This is a genomic window from Labrys sp. Lb11 (genome assembly GCF_057554225.1).
On record NZ_BAAJOT010000002.1, the window covers coordinates 61103 to 82072 of the forward strand.

At 61.9% G+C, this 20970-nt stretch carries 11 protein-coding genes and 2 pseudogenes; 3 read left to right on the forward strand and 10 right to left on the reverse strand.

Annotated features, from left to right (window positions below; all coding sequences use genetic code 11):
• Nucleotides 1-78 precede the first annotated feature (78 nt).
• Nucleotides 79-1518: an IS701 family transposase gene (locus AC27L4_RS05530; RefSeq protein ID WP_487141052.1), complete on the forward strand. Its 1440-nt coding sequence runs from the start codon at nucleotides 79-81 to the stop codon at nucleotides 1516-1518.
• A gap of 2 nt (nucleotides 1519-1520) precedes the next feature.
• Here AC27L4_RS05530 and AC27L4_RS05535 read toward each other — a convergent pair whose 3' ends face one another.
• The 5 genes and pseudogenes from AC27L4_RS05535 to AC27L4_RS05555 all read right to left on the reverse strand — a co-directional run.
• On the reverse strand, nucleotides 1521-1643 hold the full coding sequence (locus AC27L4_RS05535; protein WP_487141053.1) for a hypothetical protein: 123 nt from the start codon (nucleotides 1641-1643) through the stop codon (nucleotides 1521-1523).
• A gap of 643 nt (nucleotides 1644-2286) precedes the next feature.
• Nucleotides 2287-3855: an RHS repeat-associated core domain-containing protein gene (locus AC27L4_RS05540; RefSeq protein WP_487141054.1), complete on the reverse strand. Its 1569-nt coding sequence runs from the start codon at nucleotides 3853-3855 to the stop codon at nucleotides 2287-2289.
• Between the two features lie 439 nt (nucleotides 3856-4294).
• A complete protein-coding gene (locus tag AC27L4_RS05545) occupies nucleotides 4295-5113 on the reverse strand; it encodes an MPN domain-containing protein (RefSeq protein ID WP_487141055.1) in 819 nt (272 codons plus the stop codon).
• A 71-nt stretch (nucleotides 5114-5184) separates the two neighbouring features.
• Nucleotides 5185-6978 (reverse strand): IS1634 family transposase, encoded by a 1794-nt coding sequence (locus AC27L4_RS05550; RefSeq protein WP_487141056.1) that lies wholly within the window; start codon nucleotides 6976-6978, stop codon nucleotides 5185-5187.
• A gap of 257 nt (nucleotides 6979-7235) precedes the next feature.
• Nucleotides 7236-8138: pseudogene (locus tag AC27L4_RS05555) on the reverse strand (IS1380 family transposase); the annotation flags it as partial.
• Nucleotides 8139-8580: 442 nt separating this feature from the next.
• On the opposite strand from AC27L4_RS05555, the gene AC27L4_RS05560 reads away from it, so the two are divergent.
• Nucleotides 8581-9663 (forward strand): helix-turn-helix transcriptional regulator, encoded by a 1083-nt coding sequence (locus AC27L4_RS05560; protein ID WP_487141057.1) that lies wholly within the window; start codon nucleotides 8581-8583, stop codon nucleotides 9661-9663.
• An 815-nt stretch (nucleotides 9664-10478) separates the two neighbouring features.
• Here the strand turns inward: AC27L4_RS05560 and AC27L4_RS05565 are convergent.
• On the reverse strand, nucleotides 10479-10937 hold the full coding sequence (locus tag AC27L4_RS05565; protein ID WP_487141058.1) for a hypothetical protein: 459 nt from the start codon (nucleotides 10935-10937) through the stop codon (nucleotides 10479-10481).
• An 885-nt stretch (nucleotides 10938-11822) separates the two neighbouring features.
• Nucleotides 11823-12938 carry an IS110 family RNA-guided transposase gene (locus tag AC27L4_RS05570; protein ID WP_487141059.1) on the reverse strand — a complete coding sequence of 372 codons (1116 nt, stop codon included), beginning with the start codon at nucleotides 12936-12938 and terminating at the stop codon, nucleotides 11823-11825.
• Nucleotides 12939-13060: 122 nt separating this feature from the next.
• Between AC27L4_RS05570 and AC27L4_RS05575 the strand changes: the two genes are divergently transcribed.
• Nucleotides 13061-13824 (forward strand): IS5 family transposase gene (locus tag AC27L4_RS05575; protein ID WP_487141060.1). Its coding sequence is split into 2 segments (ribosomal slippage): nucleotides 13061-13376 and nucleotides 13376-13824, totalling 765 coding nucleotides; the frame shifts between segments, so codons are not numbered across the junction.
• A gap of 326 nt (nucleotides 13825-14150) precedes the next feature.
• On the opposite strand, the pseudogene AC27L4_RS05580 reads toward AC27L4_RS05575, so the two are convergent.
• The 3 genes and pseudogenes from AC27L4_RS05580 to AC27L4_RS05590 all read right to left on the reverse strand — a co-directional run.
• A pseudogene (locus tag AC27L4_RS05580) lies at nucleotides 14151-14288 on the reverse strand (RHS repeat-associated core domain-containing protein); the annotation flags it as partial.
• A gap of 12 nt (nucleotides 14289-14300) precedes the next feature.
• Nucleotides 14301-15062 carry an RHS repeat domain-containing protein gene (locus tag AC27L4_RS05585; protein ID WP_487141061.1) on the reverse strand — a complete coding sequence of 254 codons (762 nt, stop codon included), beginning with the start codon at nucleotides 15060-15062 and terminating at the stop codon, nucleotides 14301-14303.
• A 439-nt stretch (nucleotides 15063-15501) separates the two neighbouring features.
• A complete protein-coding gene (locus AC27L4_RS05590; protein ID WP_487141062.1) occupies nucleotides 15502-20943 on the reverse strand; it encodes an RHS repeat-associated core domain-containing protein in 5442 nt (1813 codons plus the stop codon).
• Nucleotides 20944-20970: the final 27 nt, after the last annotated feature.

Here is a 20970-nt window from a genome sequence, read left to right on the forward strand (position 1 = left end):
CGGATTGGATCGGTATTTTGGGGCGAGCCGCCGGCGTATGGTGTTGGACTGATTTGGCCGGCATCATCGGAGGGTGGGATGGACGGTTTGGCGAGCCGGGAGAGTGAAGCGCGCTTTTCGAGCTATGTCGAGGGTCTTGTCGGGGTGATCGGGCATGCGGACCGGGCGGAGCCGCTGCGCGCTTATTGTCTCGGGCTGCTGCTGCCGGGTGAGCGCAAGAGCGTGGAGCCGATGGCGGCGGTGACGGCGCCGTCCCGGGTGGCGGCGCAGCATCAGGCGCTGCTGCATTTTGTCGGCAATGCGCCGTGGCCGGATGAGCCGGTGCTGGCCAAGGTGCGCGAGCAGGTTCTGCCGGCCATCGAGCGCAGTGGGCCGATCGAAGCCTGGATCATCGATGACACGGGCTTTCCGAAGAAGGGGCGTCATTCGGTCGGGGTGACGCGGCAAGATTGCGGCCAGCTCGGCAAGCAGGACAACTGCCAGGTGGCGGTGAGCCTGTCGATCGCCAACCATGCCGCCAGCCTGCCGGTGGCCTACCGGCTGTACCTGCCGGAAGATTGGGCGGCAGATCCGCTGCGGCGGGCCAAGGCGGGCGTGCCGCCGGAGGTGGCGTTTGCGACCAAGCCGGAGATCGCGCTGGCCCAGCTGCGGGCGGCGTGTGCGGCAGGTCTTCCACGAGGGACGGTGCTGATGGATGCCGGCTATGGCGTCGACACGCGCCTGCGCACCGAGATCACCGCCCTCGGTCTTCGCTACGCAGCGGGCCTGACGTCGACCATGACGGTGTGGCCGCCCGGCACCGGGCCGTTGCCGCCGCGGGAGCGGAGCGGCCGGGGCCGGCCGGGCACGCGCCTGCGCCGGGATGCCGAGCATCGGCCGGTCACGGTCAAGACCCTGGCGCTCAGCCTGCCGGCTTCGGCCTGGGAAACCATCCGTTGGCGCGAGGGCGCGGCCGACTGGCTGAGCTCGCGCTACGCCAGGGTGCGCGTGCGCCCGGCCCACCGCGACGAGCAGCTCACCCAGCCGCGCCCGGAAGAATGGCTGCTGATCGAATGGCCCGAAAGCGAGGCGGAGCCGGTCAAGTATTGGTTCTCCACCCTGCCCGAGGCCATCCCCTTCGCCGACCTGGTCGATGTCACCAAGCTGCGCTGGCGCATCGAACGCGACCACCAGGACCTCAAGCAGGAGGTCGGGCTCGGCCACTACGAAGGGCGAGGCTGGCGAGGCTTCCACCATCACGCCACCCTGTGCATCGCCGCCTACGGCTTCCTGGTCTCCGAAAGGGAGACGATTCCCCCCTCCGGACCGGGCACCGCCGCGAACCTCCCGCAACCTGCCCTTCCCGACGATTATCGACCCCGAGGCGCCGCCGACCCGGCCCGAACGGCACATGCCCAACTCGATCGCCTCCATGCGCCGACGCCTCACCGTCGCTCTCGCCGGCAGCCTGCAGCGCTGTCCCTGCTGCAACGCTCCGCGCAAGCCACCGACTGTCCCGCAACGCTTGTGACGCAGTAAGACTAGGTGAACGCCTCGTTGAAGGCGCCGTTGCCGGCGTTGGTCGCCTGCAGCAGTTGGTCGATGCGGTCATAGGCGTAGGTCCAGGCCTCCGTCGAAGTGGCGCTAGCAATTCCGGTGCGCAAGACCGGGAACGACGAGGCGGACCATCCCGAATCCGCGAAGACGGGTTAACGGCGTACTCGGTCTTCGTCAGGCGCTCGTCGCCGGTGCGGTCGGCGTCGCCGTTCTCGGTTAGGGCCCAGACATTGCCGTCACCGGAACCGAAAAGCCGCAGCTGTTACACAGCCGAGAACCTCGGACTGGAGAAAACCAAGTTAGCGGACAAAGTGATTATTTCCAACATAACAATCTTTCTTCTGGATTGTCATCTCATAAAAACCCATTCTATGCCCCATAACATCTCCTTTATTATCAGAATCTATCAGAATAACTAAAAATTCATCAAGAGACCGATCTACTATTTCCAAATCATAATTAGAAAATTTATATCCCTTTGTATTGATGAAACTCTCAATCGCACCAATACATCTTAAAATATCATGATTAATAACGATTAGCCCCTCGACTTTCGTATTCACCGGGACGCCATACGTAGAAGGCGGTTTCTCCCCAGGATCCGGCAATTCGGCCGCATGAATTCCCTTCATGCCCCAGAAAAGACAAGAATTAGAATAAGCACTTTAATCGCCAATAGCATTCTGGACATCCAAACCTCCATCAAATTTGAGCATAATTAGCTTTCCAATGCTTACAAAATATCCGCGATCATGGAACCAGTGTTGCGACACTATGGTCGTCTGGACTGTAGAACTTTATGGCTCCGGAAGGCGTCACCAAGAAACCTCCCCAATAGTAGCCTCCCAAGTTCTGTCTCCTATTCTGTTCTCCTATTATATCTGAGTCTGAAAAATTTTCCGTATTAAAATTGTCTCTAAATGAATTCTGAATCGTAACAGTCAGAGATATAGCCCCCTTGCCACTTGTAACCGGCAAGCCATCCGGACCTATCGCCGCGACGGCGTATGAACCGTGCGTATGATAGCTCGCCACGACCCATTGTCCAGGTCCACGAAACCTCAACGCATTTAAAACATTTCCACTTTTTTCCCCCTGTCGCAAGGGAGGCGAAGCAATAAAAGAAGCTGTTTCCGCATCGTAGAATATCAGACCAGCATACTCTCTATTCTCGGCAACGCTAATTGGATTTATTCGCGATATCACCGATATCGCCGCCTCTCTCAGAGCCAAGAATCCTTTCATTGCTTCGAAATAAGTTACAGGCTTTTCAGAAGGCGGGTCCAGAGGGTCACCACCGGCACCAACAATCCCCAGCATCTTACCTCGGCCATTCTTAAATTCATCCCAAGCAGCCTCGGCATGCGTGTCGACATTGCCCTGGTCGCCCATCTTGTGCCCGCTGGGGTCGCTGACATTGACCGGGTTGTTGGCGGCATAGGCGTAGCGGTTGGTGCCGACGCCGCCCTCGGTCGGGTCCCACCAGTCCGGCGAGACGAAGCGGGCGACCCTCGGGTCGTAGTAGCGGGCGTTGAGGTAGAGCAGCCCGGTCTCGTCCTGACGCTCGGCGAGATAGGCCCGGGCCTCGCGCGTGGCGGTCGAGGTCGTCGTCGGCGTCTGCTGGCCGTAGGGCGCATAGCGGCTCTCGAGCACCGGCGCGCCGGTGGCGCGGTCCACCATCGCCCGGACCGTGCCGAGATGATCCTTCAGCAGCACATAGGTCTGCACCGCCTGGCCGGGCACCGCCTCCTTCTTGGTGTTCGAGGTCGGATAGGTGATCCAGGTCGGCGTCGTCGGCACGCAGGGGTCCGCCGACGCCGAGTAGGTGACGCGCTCGTCGCCGAACACATAGAGCGTCGTCTCCGTCGGCAGCGGGCTCGGCGCGGTCGTGCAGCCGCGCGGGCTGGCCTTGGTGATCTTCTTCAGCCGCGTCCCGTCCGGGCCGTAGACGAAGGTGGAGGTGACGCCGCCCGAGGTGATCGAGGTCAGCCGGTTTTCCGCGTCCCAGGCATAGCTCCGGTTGTAGCCGCTCACCAGGTTGCCGTTGGCGTCGTAGCTGAAGGCGAAGGTCAGGCTGCCCAGCACGATCTGGGACACCGCATGCGGGCCGGCGCCGCCGGCCCCGCCATAGCTGTAGGTGCCGACGCCGGTCTTGGTGATCAGGTTGCCGGCGACGTCATAGGTGAACGTTTCGTTGAAGGCGCCGCTGCCGGCGTTGGTCGCCTGCAGCAACTGGTCGATGCGGTCATAGGCGTAGCTCCAGGCCTCGGTCGACGTCCGAATTCCGGTGACTTTGGGGTGATGGCAGGCGCCTAACACGCGCCTGCCATCACCCCAAAGTCACTGGAATTGCGGGAATTCTAGTTTTTGTGGCGGAAGCGATTTTTTCTATAAATTATTTCACCGTCCGTCGAATGCCCTACGACCTCCATCGTCATCCGATCTATATACACTGAAAATCGACTATATTTGCTTCTAAAATAATCATCTTCGCCGCTGCGAAAACGCCTTGGCAGAGTATCGGAAATCTGGAACATAAAAAATACTCGATAATATTTAGTAAGATTGTCTGTGCTTATTAATACTTCATAGTAATCTGGATTCAAATTGATATCTCTCGCATATTTTTCTGCCGTCCTCAGTAAATGCAGCTGGAGTTGATTTATTTGCAGTGACTCATTGTCTGTGGCTGCTTTCACAGGTGGACAGAAGTACAGTATATAGATGGCAACGAAAATAACCCTAGCTAAGCCCTCGGTCATTGCATTACACCAAGTCTTGTTGGATCGGTGGGGTTGTATTTCAATATTCCTGATGTTGTAGTTCCAATGTACGATGTGTATCCAGGGTAAGATTTTGCCCATACTTTCGTTCCGTCTACATCGTCGGAACTTGGCCACTGACTGGTAGGATGAGTATGATAATCACCTATTGGGCGGCCTTCTTTCGATGCGGAACGATAAGCGTCCTGCATGTTATATAGACTGTCACCAAGGCGCTCAGCGGCCTGTGTCGGGTTCGTATATGACAGAATTCCCATTTTCGTTACGTAGAACATACCTCCCCATTCTCGCCTCTTCGGTGCCCTAAACATGCTCTTGAGGGCATCTTGGACAACGCGAAATGCCAGATTGTCCAAGGGCGTTCTCATTTCAGGGGGGATACTATACCTTTCCAAGCGCACCTCAACCGCCTGCGCTCTCAGATAACTCATATAGTCGTAATTAGCCCTCTGGAATCCTTGAACACTATCCGTTTCGTAGTCCCACAACCCATAGTTCCGAGGTGCGACGGATTGGGGGCCACCACTGAGAAGTGCTCCAAAGAAGCCACCATTCCGACTGTTTGCAGGATTTGCTGCAATTCCTGCAGCGGTGTCATTATACGGGCCCCCTGGCCCAGAGAACAAGCCGGAGAATAGGTTGGATAACCATCCACCAAAGCCGTCGCCACCACCGTAGCTGTCATTGTTACCGCCCGAGCTATCATGACCCCAGCCACCATGATCGCCACCGCTCCAGTCGCCGATACCACCACCGACACTGGCATTTGTGTCGACATTGCCCTGGTCGCCCATCTTGTGCCCACTAGCCCGTCTTCGCGGATTGGGGGCAGATTGAGGCATCCCCGCGGTTGGCGATCAATGGGTTAGGCTAAAAGGTCTTCACTACGTCGACCGGCTTGGGCGAGGACGGAGGAGGTGATTCTGGGCGGGGGCTGTGGCGGCAATTGGAGCTTGAGGCGGCTGATGAGGAGGCTGAGCTCGGGCTCGGGCTGGGTGTAGCGGGTCAGCTGGATCTCGCGACCATCGGTGGTGGGCAAGTGGACGTCGATCATCTGGATGGCAACGAACTTTTCCAGAGCACTTCGAGCGGTCAGTCCCGGGGCCAGGGCGTGGAGGCGGCGGGTCAGGGTGATCTGCAGGCAATAGGCCAGGAAGGCGATGAAGATGTGGGCTTCTATCCGCCTCTCATCCTTGTGGAAGACCGGGCGGATCGCCAGGTCGCCTTTCAGGGTCTTGAAGACCTCTTCGACGGCGACGAGCTGAATGTAATATTGCCATAGCAGCGCGGGATCGTTGTCGGTGAGATTGGTTCGCAGCAGATAGCGCCCTTCACGCCGTCTGATGGTTCGCAGCCTCTTGCGGTCGAGGCGGAAGGTCAGCCCGCCGTTCTTGTCGATGTCGACATCGACCAGGCGCCAGGCGGTCGGCGCCTTGGAGCGCGCGGCGCCCAGCTTCATCAGGAGCTCCTCGCGGGAGACCGCCATGGCGGCGATCTGCCGGAGCCGCTTCCACAGCCATTTCAACTGCCGCCGCCGCATGGCCCGTTCCTTGGAGACGCGGTCGAGGCTCTGGGCGAAGACATAGAGTTCGCCATCCTCGGCCAGCAGCTTCACCTGAACGCCCTGCCGCGCCTCCTGCCAGGGCTTGTCCAGCAGGTGCTTTTCCAGGCGGTTCAGCCGTCCCTTGGGCGTTCCCACCAGATACTGGACCGGCGGGTCACTGGCCCGCATCTGTGCCAGGGCCGCCTCGGTGGGAATGCCGCGATCCATCACCCAGACGCGCCGCGCCTTGCCGTATTGCTGCTCGATCTTGCCGAGGAACATCCCCAGCGTCTTGCTGTCGGCGGTGTTGCCGGCCAGCACCTCGTAGGCCAAAGGCAAGCCCTCCGGGGTGACGACCAGGGCGATCACCACTTGCGGACAGTCCGGCCGCTTGTCGCGGCTATAGCCGTGACGGCGCTTGTCGCCCTCGGGCAGATCCGAGGCGTTGACCTCAAAATAGGTGCTGGTCAGATCGTAGAGCAGCACGTCGAAGCGGGCGTTGAACAGATCGCGCCAGCGCTCCGCCAGATGAGCGAACAGGGTCTGCCTGTGCGCCAGGAGCAGGTCGTGGCAGGCATACAGTTTGTGCGCCTCGGCCAACCCGAAGTCCGCCCCCAAGAGATCGGCCATAGCGCTACGCTCGAACCATTCGCGATGCAGGCGCCATTCGCTGCCCGGTGCGATCAGGCGATAGGTCACCAGAACCTGAAGCACCTGGTCCCAGCGTGTCCCCTTGCGGCTCGGCGGCAGGCGGTCGGCCCAGAACCGATCGAGGTGCAGGTCGCGCCATAGGAGCCCGGCCAGCCAACAGGCACCCCATTGGCGCGGCCGGCACAGCCGGAGCTCCGACAAGCGAAGCTGCACCACTGAGGCATCGGCCGCGACGGCTTGGCAGCGATCCTCCGGAAACAGAGCCAGCGTCTGTCGATCGCCGGTGTCGGTATCGAGCACCTCGATGGCTTTGCGCCAGGCGGCGGCCTGAGAAGAGTTGATTTCACCCAAATACAAAACCTGCCGCTGCACCACCCGGCCATCGTCGAGACGCTTGTTCTCGACGATGTTCCAGTAGGTGTGCGTCTTGCCGTCCTTCCTTCGCTCGGTTCGTCGCAGAAACATGGCGACATGAATCTATGCACGCCAAACCGTATCTTGGAAATAGCCTAGGTCTTCACTACAGCCGATTCCGGTAGAACATGCGAACCTCGCCTCAATCAGATCAAATACTTACGCGCTCAAAAAACCTCGAAATCGACGTTTCCGCGCGCGAATCCGCGAAGACGGGCTAGGATCGCCGACATTGACCGGGTTGGCCGTGCGGTCAGGGCAGCGATGTCGGATCTTCTGGTGGCTGGTCGGGGTGGGCTGGGCCGCGCTCAGGCGGCGGTCTGGCGTAATCGGGCGTGGGCGAGCGCATATTCGAGCCGGTAGGGGCAGGCCGAGGTCATGGCGACCTTGATCCGACGCACCGAGACGGGCACCAGCGCGCCGATCTTGAGCAGCTTCAGCCGGATCGTGCCGCAACTGGCCTGGGCGAACTGGGTGTGCTTGAGGCCGATGCGGCGCAGCGCGCAGATGAGCACATAGGCCATCGCGGCGAACCACAGGCGCAGCTGATTGGCGCGCATGGTGCCCGACGAGGTGCGGTCGGCGAACAGATCGCCCTGACATTCCTTGATCCGGTTTTCCATCTCGCCCCTGGCGCAATAGAGGGTCTCGTAGAGATGACGAGCGCCGGCCTCGGCGCGCTTGAGCGAGGTCACGACGAAGCGCGGATTGGCCTCGCCACGCGTAGGTTCGGCCTTGCCGACGACCCGGCGCCGACGGCGCCAGCTGTCGAGCGTCGTCCACAGGAAGTCCTTGAAGCGCCGTGCCGGCTGGCCGGTCCTGCGGCTGTCTTCGGCGGCCTGCGCCAATTCGGCCGCGATCTCGCCGGCCAGCCGCTCGTTCCTGGCCAGGCCGAACAGGTAATCGACCCGGTTGGCCTCGCACCAGGTCATCAGGGCGTCCCGCGCGAAGCCGGAATCGGCGCGCAGCAGAATCCTCACCCGCGGCCATTGCGCGCGGATCTGGGCCACGATGCGCGCAATCTCCTCGACCGATCCGGCCGCGGCGTCGATGTTGGAACGCCGCAGCTTGGCGGCCGGCAGATGGCGGCCGCAGAAGATGTAGAGCGGCAGGTAGCAGTAGCAGTCGTAATAGCTGCGGAAGAACCGCCCTTCCTGATGGCCGTGCAGCGGATCGTCGGTGGCGTCGAGGTCGAGGGTGATCTGCCTGGGCTTGTCGGACATTCTGCCTCCGATAGGCCCTGTCACCCTAATTCCTGAGTCTCACAAGAGGGGGGCAGTCCACCCTATCCATCTGAGTCGCAACTCGGGCGGGGCTGGCCCCAGCCGAAACAGGACGTGAATTTGGAAGATAGATGCACTGCACTATAACCGACTGCGCGATCCTTCGCTGCGCTGCGGCCTTCGGTGACACCGATTCACGAGCGCGGCAAACAGCATTCCAACAGAATTTGCCCGTCGTTCACCGGCAGACCTGCGAACACGAACAAATTCTGTTGCTTCAACAAACGAAAATCTCCCGAATTTACTCAAAAAATCCCTTGACAAACTACCGAGCCATTAGACAACAGTGCATATAATTTATTAAATGCACTGTCACCGGGATTCCCACCTCCCCCCACCGCCGCGGCGGCCAGCGCCAGGGGCGCCGGCCATGCCTGACGGCGCGATCGTCGACCGCATCTACGAAGCCGCCCTGGTGCCGGAGCTGTGGCGCGGCGTCCTCGGCGATGTCGCCGCCGCGGCCGGCGCGCCGCACGCGCTGCTGCTCGCCACCCGCGGGGGCTGCCCGCTGGGATGGGCGACGACGTCGCCGGAATGCGAGGCGATGATGCTCGGCCATTTCGAGCGCTTTCCGGACAACATCCGCACCCGCCGCCTGCTCGGCGCCCGGCGGGCCGGCTTCGTCACCGATCGCGACCTCCTGTCCGAGGCGGAGATCGGCTCGGAGCCGCTCTACCGGGACTTCCTCATTCCCGGCGGCTACGGCTCCGGCACGGCGACCGCCATCCACGCCCCGAGCGGCGACGACATCATCGTCCATTGCGAACGCTCCTTCGCCGAGGGCTCCTTCGCCCCCGCCGCGCTGTCGTTCCTCGACCGCCTGCGCCCGCATCTGGCGCGGGCCGCGCTGCTGTCGGCAAGGCTGGAGATGGAGCGCGTCCAGGCGGCAGCCAGGGCGCTGGAGCTCATCGGCCTGCCGGCGGCCGTGCTCGACCGGAGCGGGCGGGCGATAGCGGCCAACATCCCCCTGGCCGCGATGATGCCCGGCACGGTCTGCGACCTGCCGTCCCGGCTGGCGCTCGCCGATCCGGCGGCCGACCGGCTGCTCGTCCAGGCGCTCGCGGCGCCGGACGCCGCTTCGATCGGCGGCGTGCGCTCGATCCCGATCCCGGCGCGCGAGGAGCAGCCGGCCGCGATCGTCCATCTCGTGCCGATCCGCGGCGCGGCGCGCGACATCTTCGCCAAGGCCCGCTTCATGCTGGTGGCGACGCCCGTCGTGCCCGCCGCCGTGCCGACGGCCAGCGTGGTGCAGGGCCTGTTCGACCTGACGCCGTCGGAGGCCCGGCTCGCGGCGCTGATCGCCGCCGGCCATCCCCCGCGCGAGGCGGCGGCAAGGCTCGGCATCGCCGAGCAGACCGTGCGCTCCACCCTGAAGCGCATCTTCCAGAAGACCGGCGTCACCCGGCAGGCCGAGCTGGTCGGCCTGCTCAGCGGCTCCGCCCTGCGGCTCTGAACGCCGGGAACGAGCCCATTGTCGATGTCATAGAATTGGACCAGATCCGGGCTGTGATAGAGGTTGTCGACGTCCATGGCTCGGTTCCGGTACGATGGCAGAGAGTCTCGCAGAGCCCCGCAATCCGCAATCGCGGTGACTTTTGGGGTGATGACAGGCGCGTGTCAGGCGCCTGCCGAGCCGGAGCGTTTGAGGCGCTTTCGGCGATGCCCCCCGAGGAAGCTGAGGGAGCGATGCGAGTTTATGCTGGGTTGGATGTTTCGCTCAAGACGACGCCCTCCAACCATCCGACACGGAGGATATCCCGCTTCGCCGGCGACCGCCCCATCCGGAGCAGGCCGCCGGCCCAGACCTCGCCCGAGGGCGAAGGCCCGATCATTCCGTTATGCACTTTGCAGCTTCGCTCGGCGGGGACCGCGCTGGTGACTTTGGAAGATCGGGTATCGCCTCCCACATTGCTGGCAGCCTGGTGCTGACCGCGTAGACAACCCTGCAGCCTCGGGCCGAGCCTGCCACAAGCGACAGAGCCGACAACACCATTCCCTCCTGCCGCCACACCGGTGGATCGGCGTCAACCGCTGCGCGGTCCTTCGCTGCGCTGCGGCCTTCGGTGACACCGATCCACCGGCGCGGCTAACAGCATCCAACAGGATTTGCCCGTCGTTCGCAGGTAAACCTGCGAACACGAACAAATCCTGTTGCTTCAACAAACGACAAATATCCTGGATTTACTCAAAAAATCCCTTGGCAAGCCACCGAACCATTAGACAACAGTGCATCTAATTTATTAAATGCACTGCCACCAAAATTCCAAGTTAATAGCAATCAGAATACTCTGCAATACCATCTCTAATCAAAGCCAATCTATCATTAGCAGAAATGATTGGATATATAGCGCCAACGGCATCGTGAGATACAGTTTCCATGACAACATCATTGCCACGCATAAAAAATATGTCTTCCGGCAAATTGGGCTGAATCCAATCCGAAATGCCAGAAGACACCTGTCGAATTCTAGAAACAACCGCGTCACAAAGCTGATATCGTCTCATCATAACATTATCCTCAAAAGTAATAGTCCCGGGCCATTCACAAGACAATCTTTCATCAATCAAAAATTGAGAAATACTCTCGACAAAAAGTAAACCTTTTGGCAGCATACTCATATCCAAGTGCACAACAAAACCAAATATATCCGAATTTCTCTTACATATATCTACAATTCTCCAGTAGCTTTTTGGGGAAATTTCCCTCTTAATTCTTAATAATTGCATGATTATTTCACCGATATATGATCAACGGGGCCGACATGTATGTGAATTATATTGAAATTTCGTTTTGGATGAATTTCTGGCCCTCTGTAAGAAATCCCCAATTCAACTGCCCATGTTTTCACTATCTGAGCTTGCACTGCAGTCAATCCGGTCTTCTGAGCGGTCTTTGCTAATCCGATTAGAGCCGACTGGTCATCATTAAAAACCGCAAATCTTACATCGCCAGTCCCACCAACGGGTACGCCAGCAGGCAACGACTGAACACTCTGCCATCCTCCAGCCGGCAGCCCCGATTGGGCTGCCTGGAGGGCTGCAACGGCTGCTTCCCCATAATAGCACCAATCGCAGTTTCTGTCTCGCCATAGTACCCTGCACGCTCGTACTTACTCGGACTACGAGTACCACAATCGCAGCGCCGATCTAGCCCGGCAGCTGTGACACGTGACGCCCCTCTCGCGAAGCCAGCGGCTGTTTCTGTTTCACCATAGTACCCCGCCTTCTCAAAGATCGTCTTAGGCCGGCTTCTAGGGCGTAAACTCATAAAATGGTTTGGTGTTTATGGCGAGGCGTGATTCTCATGTCCATTTTCAAGAGGCTTTGGCAAGCAGATCTGTTCCGCGGCAGCGGCCTATTCAGTTTGTCCTGCGCATAGCCGGAGGCGAAGGCTTCGAGACGACGGTTGATCAGACTCTGATGCGCGGGTTGGCTACCGCAAGACCGCGTTTTCGTCTCGGGCCTGCCTCTGTCTCAAGCCGGGCGTCGACCTTTCGATCGGCCACAGAATCACAGCGAGGATTGCCCTACCGTGCCTCCGCCTCCGGCGATGAGCAGATGTTCAACGACGGATTTCGACAGTTCTCCCTCTTTTCGGCAGCCTGTCTTCTTTCAGGCGGCGGTGATGGCGGGATTTGTCGCAATGGCCCAAACAAATGCGGCGAGTTCGCGCGCGATGGCGACGCAGACGACATTGATCGGCTTTCCAGCCTTCGCAAGTCGACGATATCTCGCGCACAGCCGCACCTGCGCCTTCCAGGCGATTTCCTTGACAGACTGCGGCAGGAATTCGTTGCGCTCCAAAATCGCGAGTCCGACGCGCGCCGGTGAGCGATATGTCCAGGCGCCTTCGACGAGCATGCGCCGCCCGCGCGTGTTGCCCGCCTTCGTTATGCCGCCACGCGCCGTCTTGGCGCCGGACGACCGCTCGCTTGGGCACAGCCCGAGATAAGCCATGAGTTGCCTCGGGTTGGAGAAGCGGCGGAAGTCGCCGATTTCGGCGACCAAAGTCATCGCCGAAATCGCGGCGATGCCGCGCAAGGCTTGAATGGCCGCGACGACCTTCGCAAGCGACCAGGAGGGCAGAAGCTCCTGCATCTGCTTGGCCAGCCGGTCGCGTCGCGCCAGCGCCTCCTCCATTGCCTGTACAAGCTCCTCGAATGCGATCTGCCGCGCGGGATGATCAAACCGCTGGCCAGCAAGCCATTTGCGATATTTGCCGCTCCAATGTTTGCCGTCTGAATAGACCCGATCGTGCCGCAGAAGAAAGCCGGTCACCTGTTGGCGTGCTCGCCGCAAGGTCTCCACCGCCGCCTGCCTGGCGCGGCATAGGTCACGCATGGCTTCGTGCGCCTCGTCGGGAACCCAGACCGGTGTCAATTCGCCCGACCGGAACAGCGAGGCCTGGGTCACCGCATCGCGGCGATCCGTCTTCACCCGGTCGCCGGGCCGAGTGGGCACCAGCGACGGCGCCACCACCACGCATTCGTGGCCGAGCGCGACGATCTGCCGATAGAGCCCGTAGCCGCAAGGCCCGGCCTCATAGCAGAACGCCAATTGAGCGTGCTTCTTCGAGAGCCGCTCCACCAGCTTGGCGACCGCCTCCGGACGGCTCGTGATCTCGCCCAGGAACCGTGTTTCGCCTCGCCGCCCACCTTCGGCGATCGCCACCGAAATCGTCCGCTTGTGCGTATCCATCGCCACGAAAGTCGTTGTATTTTGGTCCATGGCCCGTTCCCCATGCATGAGGCTCTGACCGAAAAGCCGGTCAACCCTCGTTGTTGCATGCCGCGGAACGGGCCGCCCAAATGGACATAGCGTCTCAAGGTTTCCGAACAGGGAAGTCTTTGATGACGCGCCGTCGCCACGAACTCACGGACCATGAATGGTCAATTCTTTCGCCGCTCCTGCCGAACAAACCGCGCGGTGTTCCCCGTGTGGATGACCGGCGTGTGCTGAATGGCATTCTCTGGCGGTTTCGGACTGGTTCGCCCTGGTCAGAAATCCCGGAGCGCTACGGTCCACCAACCACCTGCTACAACCGCTTCGTCCGCTGGCGGAAAGCCGGGGTCTGGGACCGGCTTCTGGAAGCGGTTTCGGAAGCTTACGATGGTGACATCGTCATGATCGACTCCAGCTGTGTCCGCGTTCACCAGCATGCGGCCACGGGAAAAAGGGGGATGGCGAGGATGGCGGCATGGGACGTTCCCGCGGCGGACTTACGAGCAAAATCCACGCGCTCGTGGACGCCGAAGGCCGTCCCGTCACCCTCCGTCTGACCGGCGGGCAGATCGCCGACTGCACCGAGGCCGACGCGTTGACGGATCAACTCGGCGAGGGAACCATCCTCTTGGCCGACAAGGGGTATGATAACAATGCCATTCGGGCCAAGGCCGCCGAGCGCAAGGCCTGGGCCAACATCCCGCCGAAGTCAAACCGCAAGGCCTCCTTTGTCTTCTCGCCCTGGGTCTATCGGCAGCGCAACCTCGTGGAGCGCTTCTTTAACAGGATCAAGCAGTTCCGAGGCATCGCAACCCGATATGACAAGCGGCCCGAGAACTTTCTCGCAGCCGTAAAGCTCATCGCAGCAAAAATATGGTGCCAAAGTTTATGAGTCGACGCCCTAGTTTCATCGTCGTAGGTACTATCGCTGCCACCGCCCAGCAGTGCACCAAAGAAGCCGCCATTTCGTGTATTTCTTGGATCCGCAGCAACTCCCGCAGCCGTGTCGTTATACGGCCCGCCCTCCCCAGAGAACAAGTCCGAAAGCAAGTCCCCGAGGCCCCCCCAGCCACCGCCGCCGCCGCCCCAGCCGCCGCCCCCGCTGCCGCCCGGACCTCTGTCACCACCACCACCGCCACCGCTCCAGTCGCCGATGCCACCACCATCGCTGGCATGGGTGTCGACATTGCCTTGGTCGCCCATCTTGTGACCGCTGGGGTCGCCGACATTGACCGGGTTGTTGGCGGCATAGGCGTAGCGGTTGGTGCCGACGCCGCCCTCGGTCGGGTCCCACCAGTCGGGCGAGACGAAGCGGGCGACCCTCGGGTCGTAGTAGCGGGCGTTGAGGTAGAGCAGCCCGGTCTCGTCCTAGCGCTCGCCGAGATAGGCCCGGGCCTCGCGCGTGGCGGTCGAGGTCGTCGTCGGCGTCTGCTGGCCGTAGGGCGCATAGCGGCTCTCGAGCACCGGCGCGCCGGTGGCGCGGTCCACCACCGCCCGGACCGTGCCGAGATGATCCTTCAGCAGCACGTAGGTCTGCACCGCCTGGCCGGGCACCGCCTCCTTCTTGGTGTTCGAGGTCGGATAGGTGATCCAGGTCGGCGTCGTCGGCACGCAGGGGTCCGCCGACGCCGAGTAGGTGACGCGCTCGTCGCCGAACACATAGAGCGTCGTCTCCGTCGGCAGCGGGCTCGGCGCGGTCGTGCAGCCGCGCGGGCTGGCCTTGGTGATCTTCTTCAGCCGCGTCCCTTCCGGGCCGTAGACGAAGGTGGAGGTGACGCCGCCCGAGGTGATCGAGGTCAGCCGGTTTTCCGCGTCCCAGGCATAGCTCCGGTTGTAGCCGCTCACCAGGTTGCCGTTGGCGTCGTAGCTGAAGGCGAAGGTCAGGCTGCCCAGCACGATCTGGGACACCGCATGCGGGCCGGCGCCGCCGGCCCCGCCATAGCTGTAGGTGCCGACGCCGGTCTTGGTGATCAGGTTGCCGGCGACGTCATAGGTGAACGTTTCGTTGAAGGCGCCGCTGCCGGCGTTGGTCGCCTGCAGCAACTGGTCGATGCGGTCATAGGCGTAGCTCCAGGCCTCGGTCGACGTCCGAATTCCGGTGACTTTGGGGTGATGGCAGGCGCCTAACACGCGCCTGCCATCACCCCAAAGTCACTGGAATTGCGGGAATTCTAGTTTTTGTGGCGGAAGCGATTTTTTCTATAAATTATTTCACCGTCCGTCGAATGCCCTACGACCTCCATCGTCATCCGATCTATATACACTGAAAATCGACTATATTTGCTTCTAAAATAATCATCTTCGCCGCTGCGAAAACGCCTTGGCAGAGTATCGGAAATCTGGAACATAAAAAATACTCGATAATATTTAGTAAGATTGTCTGTGCTTATTAATACTTCATAGTAATCTGGATTCAAATTGATATCTCTCGCATATTTTTCTGCCGTCCTCAGTAAATGCAGCTGGAGTTGATTTATTTGCAGTGACTCATTGTCTGTGGCTGCTTTCACAGGTGGACAGAAGTACAGTATATAGATGGCAACGAAAATAACCCTAGCTAAGCCCTCGGTCATTGCATTACACCAAGTCTTGTTGGATCGGTGGGGTTGTATTTCAATATTCCTGATGTTGTAGTTCCAATGTACGATGTGTATCCAGGGTAAGATTTTGCCCATACTTTCGCTCCGTCTACATCGTCGGAACTTGGCCACTGACTGGTAGGATGAGTATGATAATCACCTATTGGGCGGCCTTCTTTCGATGCGGAACGATAAGCGTCCTGCATGTTATATAGACTGTCACCAAGGCGCTCAGCGGCCTGTGTCGGGTTCGTATATGACAGAATTCCCATTTTCGTTACGTAGAACATACCTCCCCATTCTCGCCTCTTCGGTGCCCTAAACATGCTCTTGAGGGCATCTTGGACAACGCGAAATGCCAGATTGTCCAAGGGCGTTCTCATTTCAGGGGGGATACTATACCTTTCCAAGCGCACCTCAACCGCCTGCGCTCTCAGATAACTCATATAGTCGTAATTAGCCCTCTGGAATCCTTGAACACTATCCGTTTCGTAGTCCCACAACCCATAGTTCCGAGGTGCGACGGATTGGGGGCCACCACTGAGAAGTGCTCCAAAGAAGCCACCATTCCGACTGTTTGCAGGATTTGCTGCAATTCCTGCAGCGGTGTCATTATACGGGCCCCCTGGCCCAGAGAACAAGCCGGAGAATAGGTTGGATAACCATCCACCAAAGCCGTCGCCACCACCGTAGCTGTCATTGTTACCGCCCGAGCTATCATGACCCCAGCCACCATGATCGCCACCGCTCCAGTCGCCGATGCCCCCTCCATCGCTGGCATGCGTGTCGACATTGCCCTGGTCGCCCATCTTGTGCCCGCTGGGATCGCCGACATTGACCGGGTTGTTGGCGGCATAGGCGTAGCGGTTGGTGCCGACGCCGCCCTGGGTCGGGTCCCACCAGTCGGGCGAGACGAAGCGGGCGACCCTCGGGTCGTAGTAGCGGGCGTTGAGGTAGAGCAGCCCGGTCTCGTCCTGGCGCTCGCCGAGATAGGCCCGGGCCTCGCGCGTGGCGGTCGAGGTCGTCGTCGGCGTCTGCTGGCCGTAGGGCGCATAGCGGCTCTCGAGCACCGGCGCGCCGGTGGCGCGGTCCACCACCGCCCGGACCGTGCCGAGATGATCCTTCAGCAGCACGTAGGTCTGCACCGCCTGGCCGGGCACCGCCTCCTTCTTGGTGTTCGAGGTCGGATAGGTGATCCAGGTCGGCGTCGTCGGCACGCAGGGGTCCGCCGACGCCGAGTAGGTGACGCGCTCGTCGCCGAACACATAGAGCGTCGTCTCCGTCGGCAGCGGGCTCGGCGCGGTCGTGCAGCCGCGCGGGCTGGCCTTGGTGATCTTCTTCAGCCGCGTCCCTTCCGGGCCGTAGACGAAGGTGGAGGTGACGCCGCCCGAGGTGATCGAGGTCAGCCGGTTTTCCGCGTCCCAGGCATAGCTCCGGTTGTAGCCGCTCACCAGGTTGCCGTTGGCGTCGTAGCTGAAGGCGAAGGTCAGGCTGCCCAGAACGATCTTGGACACCGCATGCGGGCCGGCGCCGCCGGCCCCGCCATAGCTGTAGGTGCCCACGCCGGTCTTGGTGATCAGGTTGCCGGCGACGTCATAGGTGAACGTTTCGTTGAAGGCGCCGTTGCCGGCGTTGGTCGCCTGCAGCAGTTGGTCGATGCGGTCATAGGTGTAGCTCCAGGCCTCGGTCGACGTCGCGCTGGTGATCGCGTCGATGCGGCCGGTCTTGGCGCGGGTGTAGCCCAGCGACAAGCGGATCTGCCCGCCCGCGTCGTGCTGCAGCGCCGAGAGCCAGCCGCGCACGGCATCGTAGGTCGCGGTGGTGGCGATGCCGCCGGCGCCGCCGGAATAGGTCGTCACGAGGGCCTGGCCGGAGGCGTCATAGGTGATGCCGTTGACAAGCAGCGGCACCGCGGCGAGCCGCCCGGCCGCGTCATAGGTCAACGGGTTGGCGTCCGAACCCACGGTCGAGCCGTTCGGCAGGCCGCGCCAGCGGATGCGCGAGGCTTTGTCATAGTCGGTGGTGGCGGTGTAGGTCTGGCCGTCGACGCCGAGCGTCCGGCGCAACTCCCGTCCGAGCGCGTCGCGATCGCTGACGATGGAGGCGGCCGGGTTGGCGAGCGTGGTCAGGGCCCCGACGTTGAAGGCCCCTGTCCGGGCCTCGTCATAGGTGTAGGTCGTGACCTCGCGGGCCGGATCCGGGACGGGAAGCTCGGCCCGGATGGTCTTGGTCGCAATGCGGTTGAGCTTGTCGTAGGCGAAGGCCGTCTGCTGGGCCTTGGCGTCAGTCTGCAGCAGCAGGTTGCCGGCCACGTCATAGGCGAAGGTCCAGGTGCCGAGGTCCGGGTCCTTGATCTTGGTGCGGCGCCCGAGCGTGTCGAAGGTGTTGGTCCAGGTGGCGCCGGCCGGATCGGTCAGTTGCGTCAACTGGCCCAGCACGTCGTAGACCATCGAGCGATTGACCGGCGTGGCCGCGTCGGCCGCGTCCAGGAACCGGGTCTGGCGCACGGTGCGGCCATAGGCGTCGGCATGGGCGACGGACTTGCGGCCGAGCTCGTCGGTGACGGTCGCCGCCAGGAAGCCGTGCAGCCAGGTGCCGGCCAGGTTGGACGGGCCATAGGCGAGCGTCGAGACGCTCGGGCTTCCGGTCGTGTGGTCCGGATTGGTGATCGCCACCGGCCGGTCCAGCACGTCATAGGTCGTGCTGGTGTAGTAGGCGGTGTCGCCGCTGTAGAAGGGCCGGCTGGCCCGTGCGACGGCACCGCGGGCGTTGTATTCGGTCAGCGTGGTGATGACGTGACTCGCGTCGGGGCCCTGACCGAGTGTCTTCCAGGTACGCCCGAAGCCGTCCAGATACGTCTTGGCATAGATCTCCGCCGTGCCGGACGAGCCGGGCGTGCGGACGTCGACATACTGCGTCGCCGGGTTGCCGAGGTTGTAATAGGCGAGCTTGACGAAGGCATTGAGCGGCAGGTCCTTCCGCGTCAGCCGGCAGAGTTCGTCATAGGTGAAGGTCGTCACCTGCCCGTTCATGTCGGTGACGGTCAGCGGCTTCTGGCACTGGGCGCCGTAATTGTGCCCGGTGTCGCTGTAGGCGAGCACGATCCTTTGGCGCGCATCGCCGGCGAGATATTTGGCGTTGCGGGTCTCGACCGGCAGCAGGTGATAGGTGCTGTCGTAGTCGGTCTCGGTGCGGTTGCCGAGCGCATCGATCGCCGCCGTCTGGTTGCCGTAGGCGTCGTACTCGGCCTTCGCCGTGGTGATCCAGGTCGGAGACGTCGCGATGTCGAGCTTGCGCCGGACCTCGGTGACGTCGCCCCTGGTCGGTGGCGTGGTGAAGGAACTCGCCCCGTCGTAGAGGATCAGCGTGTCCGACACCATCGGGTCCGTGCTGACGGTCCCCGCGTAGACGCTCACATGATTGGGGGCGGAGACGATGTAGCTGGCGGTGTTCGGCGCGAAGCTCGTCACGGTCAGCCGCTCGTCGCCCGTCTGGTCGGCGTCGCCGTCCTCGGTCAGGGACCAGACATTGCCGTAGTCGTTGAAGCTGCGACGGACCGTGCTGCGGCGCACCGTCGGGCCGAACAGCGCCTGCTTCTCGCTCGTGGTGTTGAACGCCGTATAGGGCAGCGTCAGGGCCGGCACCGTCCCCGAGGCCGGCGGCCAGTTCGGCTGCAGGCCGCCGGTGGTCCTGACCGCCCAGGTCTCGATGGTCTTCGTCAGCACCGGCGCATCGATGGCCGTGCTGGTCTCTTCCAGCGTCTCCAGCTTGCCGGCCGATGCGGCGTCCTGGCGGAAGGTGTAGCGCTTGCGCGGGCACACCGACTCGCCGGCGTTGCAGGGCAGATCCGCCGTCACGGTTCGGAAGCCGAAGAAACGGCGCTCCGACGCATCATAGAGACCGCCGGCATAGGAATAGGTCGCGGTGGCCGTGGACTGCGGCTGGCCGCGACCGTCATCGGTGGTCAGCGTCCTGACCTGCTGCACCACGCCCGGCATCGGGCCGTGCACGACGCCGGAGGACGGCTTGTAGACGATCGCCGTCGATCCGCCGAGCGGGCCGGTGACCGAGGTCATCAGGTCGGGGAAGGCGCCGGCGCTGCGAAGATAGACGCCCGTCAAGCCCATATATTTCGCCGGCTGGCCATCCTCGCCGTCCATCGGTATGATGTCATCGCGGCCATCACCGTCGAGATCGACGATCGAATAGACGGGGGCGCCGATCAGCTCCCAATGCGAGCCGGATGGCCGCGACACCAGGAGCTGCGCGACATATTTGTCCTTGTTGACGACGACGTCACCGCGCCCGTCGCCGTCGACGTCGCCGGTCAGCAGCGTCGGCTTGCAGCTGGAGGCAGGATCGTTGGCCCACACCGACTTGATGCCGGACTTCCAGAGCTTGTGCTCGAAGCCGGAGCCGGTGGAGAACAGCACGCCGATATTGACCGTCGGGTCCGTCGGCGTGCTGGCCGGATCGGGCTCGAGCAGCACGATGTCGGTGCGGCCGTCGCCGTTGATGTCGGCTGCCCGGACGTTGGCGTTGCCGAGCGAGACGTTGTTGCAGATCTGCTCCTTGGGCAGCAGGTCGCCGGGGAAATAGGCGATCTGCTGGGCGGTGAAGCCCGAGCCGTTCGACAGGGCATAGTTGACCTGGATCTGGCTGACGCCGTTCACCGTCGCCCGGCCCACCCGGACGAGGTCGGTGCGGCCGTCGCCGTTGATATCGAGCATGGCCTGGCGGTCGGTCACGCTCACCGGGACGGAAATCGTGGGCGGGGTGACGCCCGGCGGCGGCAAGAACAGGATCCGGTCCGTGAACTGGCTGTTGCCCAGCAGCAGTTCCTGCCGGCCGTCGCCGTCCACATCGAGCGGCCCGATGAGCCTGGCGAAGGCGCCGTAGCTCGTCGCCAGCGTCGCCTCCGCGCCGAAGCCCGCGTCGGTCTTGAGGATATAGCTGATGGTGACGGCGTTGGTGATGGCGTCACGGAAGAAGCGCACGACGTCCTGCCGGCCGTCGCCGTTGAGATCGGCGGCGATATAGGACTGGTTGGCGGACGTCGCGCCGTCGACACAACTGATCGCGTCGGGGTAGGTTGACGTCTGGCCCGACGGCAGGAAGGAGCCCCACCATCCTATCCGAATGCTGCATTTGCCCGACACCGTCGACTGGAGCTTGGTAACGCCATACGTGTCCGGCAACTGGTCGCCATTGGCGTCGCCGACCATCAAGTTGGCGATGTAGATCGGCAGTATTGTCGTCGTCTTGTCGAAGGCCTGCCCCTGATAGGTGAAGGTCGTCGGCGGCAGCGCCGTGCCGGCGCTGACGTGGAAATTGGTGATGACCGCGTCGTTGCCGTAGGGCGTGACCGAAAGCAGCCGCGAGACATCCGTCGCCGCGCTCTGGTCGTAGGCGAGGTCGTAGGCGCGGACCACGCTGCTGCCGGTCTTGACCTGGATCGC

Coding starts and splice junctions, on each gene's coding strand:
- AC27L4_RS05530 (WP_487141052.1), top strand. CDS start 79: ATGGACGGTTTGGCGAGCCGGGAGAGTGAAGCGCGCTTTTCGAGCTAT.
- AC27L4_RS05545 (WP_487141055.1), bottom strand. CDS start 5,113: ATGGGCGACCAGGGCAATGTCGACACAAATGCCAGTGTCGGTGGTGGT.
- AC27L4_RS05550 (WP_487141056.1), bottom strand. CDS start 6,978: ATGTTTCTGCGACGAACCGAGCGAAGGAAGGACGGCAAGACGCACACC.
- AC27L4_RS05560 (WP_487141057.1), top strand. CDS start 8,581: ATGCCTGACGGCGCGATCGTCGACCGCATCTACGAAGCCGCCCTGGTG.
- AC27L4_RS05565 (WP_487141058.1), bottom strand. CDS start 10,937: ATGCAATTATTAAGAATTAAGAGGGAAATTTCCCCAAAAAGCTACTGG.
- AC27L4_RS05570 (WP_487141059.1), bottom strand. CDS start 12,938: ATGGACCAAAATACAACGACTTTCGTGGCGATGGATACGCACAAGCGG.